Source organism: Bradyrhizobium sp. URHA0013, from assembly GCF_000518345.1.
Taxonomy (GTDB): Bacteria; Pseudomonadota; Alphaproteobacteria; order Rhizobiales; family Xanthobacteraceae; genus Bradyrhizobium.
The window spans coordinates 909,286-923,948 of sequence record NZ_KI912427.1 but is presented as its reverse complement, the minus strand read 5'-3'; the positions used below and the strand labels follow the sequence as shown (position 1 = coordinate 923,948).

Annotated in this window: 13 protein-coding genes; 4 read left to right on the top strand and 9 right to left on the bottom strand. The window is 64.4% G+C overall.

Going from position 1 to position 14,663, the window contains the following annotated elements:
* Positions 1 to 46 precede the first annotated feature (46 nt).
* The 4 genes from N551_RS0133815 to N551_RS0133800 form a co-directional block, all read right to left on the bottom strand.
* A complete protein-coding gene (locus tag N551_RS0133815; protein ID WP_027570686.1) occupies positions 47 to 1,453 on the bottom strand; it encodes an MATE family efflux transporter in 1,407 nt (468 codons plus the stop codon).
* A 64-nt stretch (positions 1,454 to 1,517) separates the two neighbouring features.
* Positions 1,518 to 3,317, bottom strand: a complete 1,800-nt coding sequence (locus tag N551_RS0133810; RefSeq protein WP_027570685.1) for an ABC transporter ATP-binding protein — start codon at positions 3,315 to 3,317, stop codon at positions 1,518 to 1,520.
* A 473-nt stretch (positions 3,318 to 3,790) separates the two neighbouring features.
* Positions 3,791 to 5,377, bottom strand: coding sequence for a DHA2 family efflux MFS transporter permease subunit (locus tag N551_RS0133805; RefSeq protein ID WP_027570684.1), 1,587 nt, complete (start codon positions 5,375 to 5,377; stop codon positions 3,791 to 3,793).
* 25 nt (positions 5,378 to 5,402) lie between these two features.
* Complete coding sequence (locus N551_RS0133800) at positions 5,403 to 6,713, bottom strand: HlyD family secretion protein (RefSeq protein WP_027570683.1); 1,311 nt, start codon at positions 6,711 to 6,713, stop codon at positions 5,403 to 5,405.
* A 195-nt stretch (positions 6,714 to 6,908) separates the two neighbouring features.
* On the opposite strand from N551_RS0133800, the gene N551_RS0133795 reads away from it, so the two are divergent.
* From N551_RS0133795 to N551_RS0133780, 4 genes are all read left to right on the top strand, one after another.
* Positions 6,909 to 7,544 carry a TetR/AcrR family transcriptional regulator gene (locus N551_RS0133795; protein ID WP_027519641.1) on the top strand — a complete coding sequence of 212 codons (636 nt, stop codon included), beginning with the start codon at positions 6,909 to 6,911 and terminating at the stop codon, positions 7,542 to 7,544.
* A gap of 52 nt (positions 7,545 to 7,596) precedes the next feature.
* A complete protein-coding gene (locus tag N551_RS0133790) occupies positions 7,597 to 7,938 on the top strand; it encodes a DUF6665 family protein (RefSeq protein WP_027570682.1) in 342 nt (113 codons plus the stop codon).
* A 342-nt stretch (positions 7,939 to 8,280) separates the two neighbouring features.
* Positions 8,281 to 8,679 (top strand): response regulator, encoded by a 399-nt coding sequence (locus N551_RS0133785; protein ID WP_027570681.1) that lies wholly within the window; start codon positions 8,281 to 8,283, stop codon positions 8,677 to 8,679.
* A 15-nt stretch (positions 8,680 to 8,694) separates the two neighbouring features.
* Positions 8,695 to 9,072, top strand: a complete 378-nt coding sequence (locus N551_RS0133780; protein ID WP_027570680.1) for a response regulator — start codon at positions 8,695 to 8,697, stop codon at positions 9,070 to 9,072.
* Between the two features lie 132 nt (positions 9,073 to 9,204).
* On the opposite strand, the gene N551_RS0133775 is transcribed toward N551_RS0133780, so the two are convergent.
* From N551_RS0133775 to N551_RS0133755, 5 genes are all read right to left on the bottom strand, one after another.
* Positions 9,205 to 9,933 (bottom strand): Crp/Fnr family transcriptional regulator, encoded by a 729-nt coding sequence (locus tag N551_RS0133775; RefSeq protein WP_027570679.1) that lies wholly within the window; start codon positions 9,931 to 9,933, stop codon positions 9,205 to 9,207.
* 47 nt (positions 9,934 to 9,980) lie between these two features.
* Positions 9,981 to 11,360, bottom strand: a complete 1,380-nt coding sequence (locus N551_RS0133770) for an amidase family protein (protein ID WP_051462978.1) — start codon at positions 11,358 to 11,360, stop codon at positions 9,981 to 9,983.
* A gap of 62 nt (positions 11,361 to 11,422) precedes the next feature.
* Entirely contained in the window at positions 11,423 to 12,430 is a 1,008-nt protein-coding gene (locus tag N551_RS0133765; protein WP_027570677.1) for an ABC transporter substrate-binding protein, read from the bottom strand.
* A gap of 29 nt (positions 12,431 to 12,459) precedes the next feature.
* Positions 12,460 to 13,299, bottom strand: coding sequence for an ABC transporter permease (locus N551_RS0133760; protein ID WP_027570676.1), 840 nt, complete (start codon positions 13,297 to 13,299; stop codon positions 12,460 to 12,462).
* Positions 13,296 to 14,594, bottom strand: a complete 1,299-nt coding sequence (locus N551_RS0133755; protein ID WP_027570675.1) for a M20 family metallopeptidase — start codon at positions 14,592 to 14,594, stop codon at positions 13,296 to 13,298. Before N551_RS0133755 ends, N551_RS0133760 begins: the two co-directional genes overlap by 4 nt.
* Positions 14,595 to 14,663: the final 69 nt, after the last annotated feature.

Genomic DNA, 14,663 nt, shown 5'->3' with positions numbered 1-14,663 from the left:
CGGCGCGGCAAGTTTGCCGGAGCCGTGGGGCTGGGACAAGCGCTCGCTACGCGGGCGCGCGTACAGGAGACGCCACGGGCTCGGGCGCAGCCTGCTCCGGGGACTCCTCATGTCGGAGCATGACAAGGCGCTTCCTGAATTCACGCCGTAGCAGCCACAAGCTCAGGGCCGCCTGCAGCGTGGTTGCCGCGATCGACAGGTACCAGACGTGCTCGATCCGGAAGCCCGGCCGCGTCGACAACCAGATCGCCGGCAGCGAATAGGTGAGTACGCGCGTTGCCGAACTCCACAGCACCGGCTTGGTATTGCCGAGGCCCTGGAACATGCTCGAGCAGGTGAAGATCACGCCCTGCGCCACCATGTTGATCGAGATGATCCGCAGGAACAGGAACGCGATCTCCATGGTTTCCCGGTCGTTCGAGAACCCCGCGAGCAGGAGCTGCGGCTTCGACTGCGCGAGGCACATGAAGCCGATCATCACGACACTGGTGATCAGCGCCGCCTTGACGAAGGTTTCGCGCACGCGCTCGCCTTTTCCGGCACCCATGTTCTGGCCGGCGATCGGCCCGGCGGCGAGCGCAACCGCAAGCGCCGGCATCTGGATCAGGCCCAGGACCCGTTGTCCGATCCCGAAACCCGCCTGCGCCGCCGCACCGAAATCGCGCAGCACGAAATAGACCACCGCCATCAAGATGAACATCATCGCGAACTCGCCGCCGGCAGGCAGACCGACATTGAGGATGCGCTTCAGATGCTGCGCCTGCGGACGCCACTGCGCCGGATTGAAGGCGACATAGCGTTCGACCTTGCGAAAATAGGCAAGCAGCATCACGACGCCGATCAACACCGCGATCGAGCTCGCCAGCCCCGCACCGGCAACGCCGAGCGCATGGCCCGTGCCCAAGCCCGCGATCAGAACCGGCGCCAGCGCGATGTTGATGGCCACCGCAAGCGCCTGCACCAGCATCGTGGGACGCACGATGCCGGTGGCGCGCAGCGCGGATCCCATCACCTGGCTCGCGAATTGCAACGCGAGCGCCGGCATGAACCACAGCAGATACGTGGTCCCCGCCTCGATCGTGGCTTCGTCCGCGGCGATCGCATGCATGTAGGCGCGCGACAGCGCCGCGCCTGCGACCAGCGTCAACAGTCCGAACAGCACCGACAGCACGATCGCCTGATTGAAGATCAAATTGGCATCCGGCCGATCCTTGCGTCCCACGGCATGCGCGATCAACGACACCGCGCCGACCCCGAGCACCTGCATCAGCGCGCTGATGAGAAAGCCGGCATTGCCGGCCGCCGCCACGCCCGCGACCGCGGCATCGCCCAAGCCCGAGACGAAGTACAGATCGACCAGCTGGCAAAGCATGATCGTGACCATACCGACCATGATCGGCGGCGCCATGCCCAGAATGTGCTTCGCGATAGAGCCGTTGGTCAGGTCTTTCATGTCACCCATCCTTGACCGATTCTTCGGCGACGCGGCCGACATTGGTCCATCGGCCGCGCGTCACTCATTCCGCTGCTGCGATCTGTCCGAGCTCCACCACCTGGCGCTCGAACAGCCCGCGATAGATGCCGCCGGGCTTGGCTGCGAGCTTGGCATGGGTGCCTTGCTCGACGATCTCGCCGCGGTCGAACACCAGGATGCGATCGAGGCTCTTCACCGTCGACAGCCGGTGCGCGATCACGATCGAGGTCCGGCCTCTCATCAGCCGCTCCATCGCCTGCTGGATCAGCGCCTCGGATTCCGAATCGAGGCTCGAGGTCGCTTCGTCCAGGATCAGCACCGGCGCATCGGCCAGGAAGGCGCGCGCCAGCGCCACGCGCTGCCGCTCGCCGCCGGAGAGCTTGACGCCGCGCTCGCCAACCAGCGTGCCGTAGCCCTTGGGCAGGCGCACGATGAAGTCGTGCGCGTTGGCCAGCCGTGCCGCCTGCTCGACCGCCTCGAGGCTGGCGCCGGGCCGGCCATAGGCGATGTTCTCGGCGAGCGAGCGGTGGAACAGGATCGGGTCCTGCTGCACGATCGCGATCTGGCTGCGCAGCGAATGCTGAGTGGCCTTGGCGATGTCTTGCCCATCGATCAGAACGCGGCCGCCGGTGACGTCGTAGAGCCGCTGCACCAGCTTGACGAACGTGGTCTTGCCGGAGCCGGAGCGGCCGACGAGACCGACGCGTTCGCCGGCGCGGATCGTGACCGACAGTCCGTCATAGAGCGGCGCGTGGTGGCCGCCGTAATGGAACGTGACATCGTCGAACACGAGCTCGCCGCGCTCGATCGTGATCGGCCGCGCGTCCGTCGCATCCGCAATCCCTATCGGCTCGTCGTGGATCGCCACCAGCTCTTCCATGTCGTTGACCGAGCGCTGCAGGTTGTTGATGTGCATTCCGACGTCGCGCAAATAGGCATGGATGACGTAGTAGCTCGTCAGCACATAGGTGACGTCGCCGGGCGAGGCCTGCCCCGACATCCACAGCAGCACGGCACCGCCGATCACGGAGGCGCGCAGGGCCAGCAACACCGAGAGCTGCGCCAGATTGGTGTAGTTGTAGCGCAGCCAGGTCCGCCGCACGCGCACGCGCCAGCGGTTGACGACACGGGCAAGCCGCGCATCCTCGCGCGCCTCCGCGCCGAAAGACTTCACCACGGCGTTGCAGGTCAGCGCATCCGCCAGTGTGCCGCCGACCTTGGTGTCCCAGGCATTGGAGACGCGCGCGGCCGGCGCGATGTAGCGCGTCGAGAACAGCACCGTCATCGTGACATAGGCCAGCGCGCCGAGCGCGATCACCGCGCCAAGCGAGGCCCAGTGCACGCCGAGCAGGATCATCGACCCGATCAGCACCAGCAGCGACGGCGCCAGCGCCATCAAGATGGTGTCGTTCAACAGGTCGAGCGCCCACATGCCGCGGGTGACCTTGCGCACCGTGGATCCCGCGAAGGAGTTGGCGTGCCAGTCGGTCGAGAACCGTTGCACGCGCATGAAGGCTTCCTGCGCGACCTCGGACATGATCTTCAGCGAGAACGGCACGATGGCCTGGAGGCCGGTCAGCCGCAGCACCATGGAGGCTGCGCCCAGCGCCACGATACCGCCCAATGCCATCAGCGCCGCGTGACGCGCGGCGGGATCGGATGGGCCGCGCGTCAGGGCGTCGACCAGATGTCCGGAGAAGACCGGCATGAACAGGTCGGCGATGGTCGCACCCAACAAGCCGCCGGCCACGACGAGCGTACGCCCCGGCTGCTTCAGCCAGTGCCGGAACACGAAGGGCAGCACCACGCGTATCGCCGCGGGCCTTTTTGACAGAGCGGTCATGGCATCATCCGGCCGCTTATGCCGCGGGCCGGCTCCATTGATGGACGCAGGTCGGCCGCGAGGGCCGAGACGGCGTCACTTGAAGTTGGTTTTGGACTTGGGGAGCGGAGCGATCGGGACTGGAAGCCCAATCGAAGCTGGCGGAAGAGGCCTCTAGGAGGCCGAGCAGATACCGAGCCAGAACATCATCGAGCGCGGGCGTGCGATCTGCGAATGCGACGAAATCATGCAAATCCTCCCGGTTCGATGGAATGAGGTGCGCTTTATAGATGTGTCATTGGTGATTTGCAACGGGGCTCGCGCGAGATCACGCACGAGTGTTGCAAATTAGTACGCGTCGCCGCGCTCTCCTCCGTCATGCCCCGCGAAGGCGGGGCATCCAGTACGCCGCGGCGCCTAGGCTCTATTATAGGCTTTTCGGAATACTGGATCGCCCGGTCAAGCCGGGCGATGACACCGAATGAGTGGCTGGCTTAGTGCGCGTCGCCGCTGGCGCCGAACGGCGAGGCCGGCCTCTTCAACAGTGTGACGAGCAGGGTGAGGCCGAGATAGAACAGCGTCAGGATGAAAAAGGCATCGCCGAAGCCCATCACCACGGCCTGGCGATGCACGAGCTGCGACAGCTGCTTCATCGCCATCAGCGTGGAATCGCCGAGCCCCTGGAACTTCTGCATGAACATGGTCAGGGTTTCGGTCGCGGTCGCGTTGCCCCAGGTGACGCGCTCCTGCAGGCGCCTGATGTGCAGGTCCGTGCGGTCGTTGAGCACGGTGTTGATGACGGCAAGACCGACCGCGCCGCCGAGATTGCGCATCAGGTTGAAGAGGCCCGAGGCGTTCTTCACCCGGTCAGGTGCGAGCGTGCCGAGCGCGATGTTGTTGGTCGGCACCATCGCGAACATCATGCCGATGCCGCGCAGGATCTGCGGAATCAACAGCTCGTAGAAATCGTAGTCGCGCGTGATCCAGGTCATCTGGTAGGAGCCGAGCGCGAACACGACGAGCCCGAACGCGATCATGTAGCGCATGTCGTACTTCGCCATGAGACGGCCGACCACCGGCGCGACCAGGAACATGGTGATGCCCGAGACGAACATGGTCTCGCCGATCATCAGCGCGCTATAGCCGCGCACTTCGGCGAGATAGCGCGGATAGATGTAGGTGAGGCCGTAGAGGCCGATGCCGATGCAGAACTGAAGGACGCAGCCGATCGCAAAATTGCGGTTGGAAAAGGTGCGTAGATTGACGATCGGCTCGGCCGCCGTGAAGACGCGCCAGAAGAAGGCAATCGCGGAGATGCCGCAGATCCAGGCGCAGATCGCGACCGAGGGGTCCTGCATCCATTCATATTGCGGGCCTTCCTCCAGCACGTATTCCAGCGTGCCGAGGAAGCCGGCCATGAACAGCAGCCCCCACCAGTCGAAGCGATCGAGCAATTCGAAATGCGGCTCGTCGAAATCGACCAGCGCCAGCACACCGATGGTGATCCCGATGCCGGGCACGATGTTGATGAAGAACAGCCAGTTCCAGGACATCAGGTCGGTGATGTAGCCGCCGACGGTCGGCCCGATGGTCGGAGCCAGCGTCGCGACGAGCCCGATGATGGGACCGACGATGTGGAATTTGGTGCGTGGGAAGACGGTGTAGGCCGAAGCGAACACCGTCGGGATCATGCCGGCGCCGAGAAAACCTTGCAGCGCGCGCCAGAGGATCATCTCCTCGATGGTGGTGGCGAAGCCGCAGAGCAGGCTCGATGCGGTAAAGCCGGCCGCCGAGATCGCAAACAACAGCCGCGTGCCGAAGGCGCGCGACAAGAATCCCGACAGCGGAATCGCGATCACTTCGGCGATCAGATAGGCGGTCTGGACCCAGGAGACTTCACTGGAGCTTGCCGACAGGCCGGCCTGGATTTCACTCAGGGACGCCGAGACGATCTGGATGTCCAGGATCGACATGAACATCCCGAACACCATGATGATGAAAGCGAACAGCCGCTTCGGCGCGATGCGCTCCGAAGCGGGGTCCGCCATCATGGCAGGTGAAGCGATCGTGGCGTTCGCCATGGTCTGACCTCGCGGCGCAGGCGCGCTACTGCGGATGGATCATGGTGGCGTCGTCGAGATCGACCTCGCTGTCGGCGTCGGCCGCGCCCTTGTTGGTGTCGACGGTCGCAGTGACCGACATGCCGGCGCGGAGCAGGTTTTGCTTTGCGACCGACTTCGGCACGCGGATGCGGACCGGCACGCGCTGCACGATCTTGGTGAAGTTGCCGGTGGCGTTGTCAGGCGGCAGCAGCGTGAACACCGAGCCCGACCCCGCCGCGATGCTGTCGACGACACCGGAGAACTTGCGCATGCCGTAGGCGTCGACCTTGATCGTCACCGGCTGGCCGGGGCGGATGCGCTTGAGCTGGGTCTCCTTGAAATTGGCGTCGATATAGACGTTGTCGAGCGGCACGACATTGCCGAGCCGCTGGCCCACCGCGACGAAGTCGCCGGCGCTGACGAGGCGGTTCGAGAACGTGCCGTCGACCGGCGCGCGCACCGCGGTGAAGGCGAGATCGCGCTCGGCCTTGGCCAGCGTGGTCTTGAGCTCGGCGAGCTGCGCCTGCGCTTCGGCCTGCTGCGCCTTGGCGACGTCGACATTGCTGAGTGCGACGTCGTAGGCGGCCTGCGCAGCCTTGACCGCGGCGGCGCCCTGGTCGCGTCCGGCTTCGGAGCTCTCGAAGGTGGCGCGCGAGGCAAACCCCTTGTTGCTCAGCGCCTGCTGGCGATCATAATCGAGGTCGGCGCGCTTGAGGCCGGCTTCGGCGGAGACGAGCTGCGCCTTGGCCTGCGCGACCTGGCTGTCGAGTGCCGCGACCTGGCGGCCGATGCGATCGATGGTGGCTTGCTGGGTCGCGATCCTGGTCGCGGCGGCGTCGACCGCGATCTTGTAGTCGCCGTCGTCGATGCGGAAGACGATGTCACCGGCGCGCACCGTCGTGTTGTCGCCGGCGAGGATCGAGGAGACGTGGCCGGCAACGCGCGCGCCCAGCATGGTGTTATTGGCGCGGACATAGGCGTCGTCGGTCGCGACGTAGAAGCGGCCGACCAGCGTGTAATAGCCGGCATAGCTCGCGGCCGCGAGCGCCAGCACCAGCCCTACTCCCATCATCACGAACTTGCGCTTGCCGGACTTCGGCGCGCCGGCGGCGTCGGGAGCTGCGGCCGGCTTGTCGGTCACGGGCGTCTCCGGCGCCTCGCTGGGGCGGCGCTTGGTTTCCTCGGCCACATGAGAGCGCAACTGCTCGGCGAGAGCTACAGACGTCTCGGTGGCAGCGTCACCACCCGCGGGCGTCGGCGTCTCCACGGCGTCCGGGCGAAGGACGCGCGCAGCATGGTCTCTCACTACGGCCATGGAGGCCTCCCCCAAAAAAGCGCAATGAGGGACGGCCGCCGTGCGGCCGGGTCCCTCTCGCCGATCCCAAATATCATTGACCGAACGGTTCGGTCAATATAGATAATATTCCCGGGCAGACCCTACTGGCCCGAATCCTTTATTTCGGTTTCATGACCCTCGACCGAAGCAAAAACTTTCCGAGACCCTGAACCAATGGTTGTAGCCGGCCGCGAACATCTGCACGTCATCCAAGAGGAGGACAGCTCCAAACGCCGCCAGATCCTGGACGGGGCCCGCAAGGTGTTCATGGATCTCGGGTTTGACGGTGCCAGCATGGGCGAAATCGCCCGCGCGGCGCAGGTCTCCAAAGGCACGCTTTACGTCTACTTCGCCGACAAATGCGCGCTGTTCGAAGCCATCCTCGAGCAGGAGGCGCTCCAGCACGGGCAGGTCGCGTTCAATTTCGATCCGGCACGCGATGTTGAAACCACGCTGAAGGATTTCGGCCGGGCCTACAATCGTTTGCTGTGCCGGCCCGGCGGCGGATCGGCGATCCGTACCGTGATGGCGATCGCCGAGCGCATGCCCGATCTCGGCCGCCGCTATTATGCGCGCGTGCTGGACAAATCCATCAACCGCCTCTCCGACTATCTCAACACCCATGTCGCCTCCGGCGATCTCGAGATCGACGATTGCGATCTGGCGGCGTCGCAGTTCATGGAACTGTGCAAGGCCTCGCTCTTCCTGCCCTTCGTCTTTCAGGCCGCGCCCGCACCGTCGGAAGAACGCATGAGCGAGGTCGTCGACAGCGCGACGCGGATGTTCCTGGCGGCTTATCGGGCGAAGTAGCGCCAGGCGGGCATGCGTTGCAGGCCGTTCCGGCGCTCCTATATTGGGCCTCATGTCCCGTGATCTTCGGCCGCCGGTCGATATCCTCCATTATGAGATCGTTCAGGAACAGGCCTCCGCGCTTGGACGGATGGGCCGCACGCTCGAGCAGGCGCTCGCGCGCTTGCGCGAGTTCGACGCCGCCCATGCCCTCCCCGAGGTGCCGGACTCGATGCAACCAGCAAGGCGCAAGCTGGTGATGGAAGCCGGTCACGCGCTCTGGATGTTCGTGGTGCAGCGTGAGGCATCCGGCTTGCGCGACAGCCGCCACATCATGCGGACCTACAATGTCCCGGCCGAGGTGCAGCTGTGTATGGGGCTGGTCCCAGCACCGTCGAAGTCGGCCCGAAAATGATTTGCTACGGCGCCCGGCGCTCGGGCCTGCACTCCTTTGACAAGAAGCGGTTGTGCTTCCCGATGTCAGCTCAATCGTCCGGGAAAAAGAGGCCCCAGCTCGCGGGGGGGCATTGAGCTGGGGCCATTGGGGTCACCCTTGGGGAAGGGTATCGGGAAAACTTGGCAATGGCAGGAATGTTCCTCCATTAATTTTGAAGAGGAATTGGCGCCGCGGGAGGAATGGCACGTACTGGTCTCTAAGTGCCCGGCGTAGCTTGAACTGCTTCGCTTTGTTCGTTCCACCGATGGAACAAAGAACCTTATGTGCACTTTGTAACGTTGGGCGAAGCAGGGGGAAGATGTGAATACGGCGGAACTTCCAACCATTCTGTTGATCGAAGACGAGGATGCGCTCCAGCTCATCGTCGAAGACGCTCTCTCGGAGGGAGGCTTTCAGATCGCGACCGTGAAGACGGGCGAGGAAGCCGTCACGCTCCTGAAGGGTGGTCAGCCCTACCGGGCGCTCGTCACTGACGTCAATCTGCTGGGGCGCCTCGACGGCTGGGAGGTCGCAAGGGCCGCCCGTGAGATCGATCCGCATTTTCCCGTGGTTTACATGACCGGCGGCGCGGCCGATAAATGGCCCATCTTCGGTGTACCGAACAGCGTTCTGCTTCAGAAACCATTTGCGCCCGCGCAAGTCGTTTCGGCTGTTTCCCAGCTCCTGAACGCGGCCTCGCAGCAGACGGGTCCCGCCTGAGAAACGGCGAGATCCGTGTCTGCATCAGTCCTCCTCATCGAAGATGAAGCGCTCATCCGAATGATGCTGGTCGAGATGATCGAGGAAGCGGGTCATTCAGTTGTTGCAGAAGCGGGAAACGTCACCAAGGGTGCCGTTCTTGCGACGGATGCCGAGTTCGATCTCGCGATCCTGGACATCAATCTCGGCGGCGACACCATCGAGCCAATCGCCACAGCAGTTGCGGGACGCGGCAAGCCCTTTTTCTTCGTGAGCGGCTACGGATCGTCGGGTGTGCCTGATGCCTTCAGGGGCACCCCGGTCGTGAGAAAGCCTTGCTTGCTGGCAGAGTTGCAAACCGCCATCGATGCCGCACTGGCGCAAGTGCCGAGTAAAAATCTTGGGCCGATCTAGCCGATTGCCTCGGCCTGGTATCGTAGTCGATGTGCATTGCTGCGATCGTCCGCAACGGGTCACAAGCCGTCCATCATGCTCAACGCGGAAGACTTCCGTTTGCAACGGTGGGCTGACCTTATAAGACCACACCTAGTCCGCCACCTGCTTCCTGAGCGCAGCGAGATCGTTGACGACCATCTTGGTCGGGCCAGTCCAGATGATGCCGTCGTCCTGGAGGCGGCTGAGGATCAGGCTGATCGACTGGCGCGTCGCACCGATCATGCGCGCGAGATTGGCCTGCGTGATGCGGCCGAGCGAGATCGGGCCGCTCTCGTCCTGGGCTGCGTTCTCGCACAGCTTGACCAGCAGCAGCACCAACCGTTCCGCCGCCTTCTGTCCCGCCAGCGTCTGCGCCAGCATCGAATAGGTCTCGCCCTTGAAGCCGAGACACTCGATCAGCGCGACTGCGAACGACGGCGACTGCGCGATCAACCGGCGGACCGCGTCCTGGTCGAGATGCAGTGCCTCGACGCGCCCAAGCGCGCGGGCCGACCAACTGTGGCGGTGATCGCCGAGGATATAGGGCGCCCCGACGAAGTCGCCTGCCTCCCAGGTCGACAGCATCAATTCGCGCCCCTGCGTGCCGGCATGGGTGCTTTCGACGATTCCGTTCAGGATGATGTGGACGCCGTTTGCGGGCTCGCCCTCCCGCAGCAGATATTCGCGGTTCTGGTAGGTCGCGAGCCGGCCGGTTCGCATCACCAGCTCCAGATCGGGCTTGTCCAACGCCTTCAGCACATAACGTCCGGTCCCGGGCCGTGACAGTTCGGCGCGCGGCTCAGCGGGATCGGCCACCTCATGCGCATCGCTGCGCTCCACGATCGGTCTCCCTTCGAGTGACGGCTCGAAGGCTAGGAGGTCTCCGCTCAGATTGCAACGCGGCGCAGATGGTCGGGCCCGACTGAAGCCTCCACGAAAGCGCAGGCCAGATCGGTGAGCAGACGCTCCCGGCCAGCCGGCGCCAGGAACGTGACGCCATAGGGCACGCCGGCTGCGGTGACGGCGTTCGGAACGGCGATGGCGGCCAGGCCCAGCGGGTTTGCGTAGTTGGTGTAATAGCCGTTGTTGAAGTTGGCCGTCAGCGGATCGCGCGCGACGTCGTCGATGCTCAGCACGGTGCCGACGGTCGGCACGACCAGCGCGTCGTGATCTTGCCAGAAATCGCGCAGCGATCGCTGGACCTCCTTGACCTTGTAGAGCGCGCGATAAGCGTCGGCCGCCGTGAACTTCCGGCTGCCGATGACGAGGTCGCGCACGATCTTCACGCCCGCGTCCGGGTTGGCGTCGAGGAATGCGCCGACCGAGACGTCCCGTTCGGCGAGGAAGGGTCCGAAGAACATCAGATCGTTGACCGAAATGAACGGCGAGAAATCGACCGACGCCACCGACAGATCGAGTTGCCGCAGCTTGCGCAGCCCATCGCCGAACAGCGCCTCCGTCTCCGCATTGCCGAAGAACCTGAGCTGATCCGGACGCGGCGTTGCGATGTTGAGCGGCCGCGCTGGAGGAGCCTGCTCCGTCCATCCGGCGAAAGCTTCCGGTGAAAAGCAGTCCCCGGCATCGCACCGCGCCAACACGCGATAGATCTCGTGGCCATCGCGGGCGTCGCGCGTATAGAGCGAGATGGTATCAAAACTACGGCACGCGTAGACCATGCCGCGCTGACTGAAGGCGCCGGGCGCCGGCTTGAAGCCGGTCACGCCACAATAGGACGCCGGCACCCTGCCCGATCCGCCAGTATCGGTGCCGAACGCAAAGGACGAGGTGCCCGTCGCGACCGACACCGCTGCGCCCGAGCTGGAGCCGCCGGGGATGTAGTCGGGGTTGTGCGGGTTGCGGGCGATGCCATAGGGCGAGCGCACGCCGACGAGGCCGGTCGCGAACTGATCCATATTGGTTTTGCCGAGATAGATCGCGCCGGCGGCGATGGCGTCGGCGACGACCGGGCTGGTGTCTTTCGCGGTGTAGGCGAATTCCGGGCAGGCCGAGGTGGTCTGCTCGCCGGCGACGTCGATACAATCCTTGACCGAGAACACGAGACCGTAGAGCGGCAGCTCGCCGATCTCGCCAATGCGCGCATCGAGCGCGCGGGCCCTTGCCATGATGCTGTCGGGATTCGCCGTCGAGATCCAGACGCCGCTCTGGTCGGCGTCCTCGAGGCGCGACAACACATGCGCGGCGACATCGGACGGCTTGAGCTCACCGCTGCGATAGGCGGCACGGAGATGGCCAGGTGCGAGATTCATATCGGTCACGTGCTTGCGGGAATTGGCAATGTGCCGGCGAGGCAGACACGCCGGCGCCGATCCTAGCGGCCGATCACCTTCTCCAGATAGGCGGGCTGGATGAAGGCTTCGAAGTCGGCGCGCGGCAGCAGCTTCGGCAGGCGCTCCTGCTTCACCAAGAAATCGGCGGTCGAGATCAGCGTGTCGACGAACTTACCCTTTTTCGCGGATGTGCCGAGATACTCCTCCGTGAGCTGCGTGCTGCAGGGAATCATCCCGGTGCCCTTCATCATTCGCTGCGCGTCCTCGATGGGCAGCGAAAGCTCTTCCGCGATGATTTCGGCGGTCTTCTCCGGGTTCTTCAGCCAGAAGTCGATGCCTTCGCATTCGGCCTTGATGAACTTGTCGACGTAGGACGGATACTTCTCCGCGAACGCGTTCATGACGACGCCGATGTCCCAGGTCGGGTAGCCGCGCTTGGCCATCTCGCCCGAGGTGACGAGGATCTTGCCGCCGTTCTTCACAGCCTTGCCGAGATTCGGCTCCCAGAACCAGGCCGCGTCGATGTCGCCGCGAAGCCAGGCCGCCGCGATGTCCGACGGCGCGAGGTCCAGAATCTTCATCGAGGCGGGATCGACACCCTCGTCCTTGAGCGCCTGGAGCAGGAGGTAGTGCGTCGTTGAGCCGAACGGCGCCGCCACGGCCTTGCCCTTGAGGTCCTTGAGCGAGGTGATGTTCTTGTCGGCGCGAACCACCATCGACTCGACGTAGTCGAGCATGTTGATCACCAGGATGCCCTTGATCGGCAGGGCGCGCGTCGCGCCGATGGCAGTCGGCGGGTTGCCGAGGCCGCCGAAATCGACGTCGTTGCCAGCGATCGCGCGCAGCATGTCGCCACCGCCGCCGATCTTGACGTATTTGATGTCGACGCCCGGCATCTCCTTGGCGAGCAGGCCAAGATGCTTGGTGACCAGCTGCGCGTTGACGAGGTTCAGATAGCCGACGGTCACCTTCGCCGGCTTGTCCTCGGCGCGGACTGCACCCGTGAGCGCCAACGTGGTAACCGCGAGCGTCGCAATCAGTCTCTTCATGGAGGTCTCCCCTACGATCAGAATTGGATTCAGGCCCACGGCATCAACAGTTTCGCGATGCCGCGCATCATGAGGTCGAGCACGACGCCGGTGAGACCGAGCACGATCAGCCCCATGATCACGACGTCGGACAGCAGGAATTTTGCGGCGTCCCAGATCATCCAGCCGATGCCGGCGGATGCCGCGACGATTTCGGCGGCGACGAGAACGGTGTAGGTGAATCCGAGCGAGATGCGCATGCCGGCCAGAATCAGCGGTCCCGCCGCCGGCAAATAGACGTGAAACAGCAGGTGTCGCCGGGTCGCGCCGAGCGACTGGGCGGCGCGCACATAGACCGGGTCCACGCTGGTGACGGCCTGGATCGTCGAGATGACGATGCCCGGAAGACCGGCAAGAAACAGCAGCGACAGCTTCGAGCTCTCACCGATGCCGAGCCACATCACCAGCAGCGTATAAAGTCCGAGCGGCGGCAATGGCCGGTAGAACTCGATCAACGGATTGAGCAGCGCGCGTGCGTTGCGCGACACGCCCATGAGGACACCGAGCGGAATGCCGATCAAGCAGGCCAGCGTGAAGGCGGTGAGGATGCGATAGAGGCTTGCGCCGAGATGCTGAAGCAGGGTCGCGCCCTGATATCCCTTCGTCATCGTCTTGACGAACGCGGCCCAAACCGCCTGCGGCTTCGGCAGGAACAGCTCGTTGGCCCAGCCTCTCTCCGTGACAATGGCCCAGCCGGCCAGCAGCACGGCGACGGTCAACGTCGAGAGCAGCACCGATCGCGAGACCTTCGGAAGCCGCAGCCGCAAGCTGCCGCGTCGCGTGCGATCCGGCGAGATTGGAATCGTCATGTGGGTCGCCTCGACGCTCATGTCCGCACTCCCAGGATCTGCATGATGGTCAGCGCGTAGATCCGCGTCGCCATCACCGACTTGGTGATCGAGATGTTCTCGTTGTCGACGGCCCAGCCGTCTTCTCCGGGACCGAACGTCACCGCATTGATGCCGGCTTCGCGGAAGCGGATCGTGTCGTTGAAGGCGTTCTTGCGGTTGACCCCGGGCTCGCGGCCCATCAGACGCCGGTAAACCGCGCGCAGGGAGCGGCAGGGCTCCTCCTCGACCGGCACCGGTTCGGTCGCGTTGACGAAGAGCGAGCCGGGCACCTGGCGCACCTCCACCTTGACGTCGTTCGCGCCGGCAAAAGTGTCCCGTCCGAGACGCTCGATGTCCGCAATCACGCTCGACAACGTCATGCCGGGGACGATGCCGACCACGGCGAGCGTGATGGTGCAGGCATCCGGCGAGAACTGCATCTCGCCAGGCAGGCCGGACCGAATGCGCACCACGGCGCAGCAGGGCGGCGTATGTCCCATGAACTTGCTGGGGACATGCGTGAACGCCATGTCCTTCAACTTAGGCAACAGCTTTGCCGCTTCCATAATGGCGTTGACGCTGATGTCCGGTCGCCAGATGTGCGACTTGATCCCGTGAACGGTGAGCTCGATCAGGCAGTGGCCGGAATTGGCCACCGACAGGTTCATGCCCCAATCCTTGTTGACGTCACCCCAGGCGGTCGGCTCGGCGGTGATCTCGTAGTCGGCGGTCAGGCCGACCTTGTTGAGCATGTAGATGGAGCCCTCGGTGCCGTTCCGCTCCTCATCGACGGTGTAGCAGCACATCAAGGTGCCATCGAACTTCACACCCGCTTCGGTCAAGGCCTGCACTGCGAGCAACGATGCAGCGAGATTTCCGCGCGTGTCGGACGTGCCGCGCGCGTAGAGCAGATCGCCGTGGCGCGTCGCCTTGAACGGATCGAAATTCGTCATGTGCCATTTCTCCGGCTCGACGGCTGGATAGGTGTCGAGATGGTCGTTGAGAATGAGCGAAGGCGCGCCGTCGCGTCCCTTGAGCACGCCGAGCACGTTCGGCCGATGCGGCTGCGCGCTGTGCTTGGTGACCTCCATGCCGAGCGCTTCGAGCTTGCCCGCGACCAGCATCGAGATCGCCTCTTCCTCGGCAGGCGGCAAATCGGGATCCAGCGGATTGCCGGAACGGGGCTGGCCGGTGCGGATCAGCTCGGACGCGAGCTCAAGCCAGCGCTCCTCCGTGATGCGCGACAGCACGCGCTGTTCGAGATCCGAATAAGGAGGGGTGACAGGCATCTGCATGACGGGATCCGCTGGCTCACGGCGCCGGCAGCGCCGCTTCGTGGCAGCTTCCTCATTGCAGCGACCGTG

Excerpts from the sequence above, each read along its gene's own strand:
- N551_RS0133765 (WP_027570677.1), bottom strand. The coding sequence starts at position 12,430 with ATGAAGAGACTGATTGCGACGCTCGCGGTTACCACGTTGGCGCTCACG.
- N551_RS0133760 (WP_027570676.1), bottom strand. The coding sequence starts at position 13,299 with ATGAGCGTCGAGGCGACCCACATGACGATTCCAATCTCGCCGGATCGC.
- N551_RS0133810 (WP_027570685.1), bottom strand. The coding sequence starts at position 3,317 with ATGACCGCTCTGTCAAAAAGGCCCGCGGCGATACGCGTGGTGCTGCCC.
- N551_RS0133790 (WP_027570682.1), top strand. The coding sequence starts at position 7,597 with ATGTCCCGTGATCTTCGGCCGCCGGTCGATATCCTCCATTATGAGATC.
- N551_RS0133800 (WP_027570683.1), bottom strand. The coding sequence starts at position 6,713 with ATGGCCGTAGTGAGAGACCATGCTGCGCGCGTCCTTCGCCCGGACGCC.
- N551_RS0133755 (WP_027570675.1), bottom strand. The coding sequence starts at position 14,594 with ATGCAGATGCCTGTCACCCCTCCTTATTCGGATCTCGAACAGCGCGTG.
- N551_RS0133805 (WP_027570684.1), bottom strand. The coding sequence starts at position 5,377 with ATGGCGAACGCCACGATCGCTTCACCTGCCATGATGGCGGACCCCGCT.
- N551_RS0133795 (WP_027519641.1), top strand. The coding sequence starts at position 6,909 with ATGGTTGTAGCCGGCCGCGAACATCTGCACGTCATCCAAGAGGAGGAC.
- N551_RS0133815 (WP_027570686.1), bottom strand. The coding sequence starts at position 1,453 with ATGAAAGACCTGACCAACGGCTCTATCGCGAAGCACATTCTGGGCATG.
- N551_RS0133770 (WP_051462978.1), bottom strand. The coding sequence starts at position 11,360 with ATGAATCTCGCACCTGGCCATCTCCGTGCCGCCTATCGCAGCGGTGAG.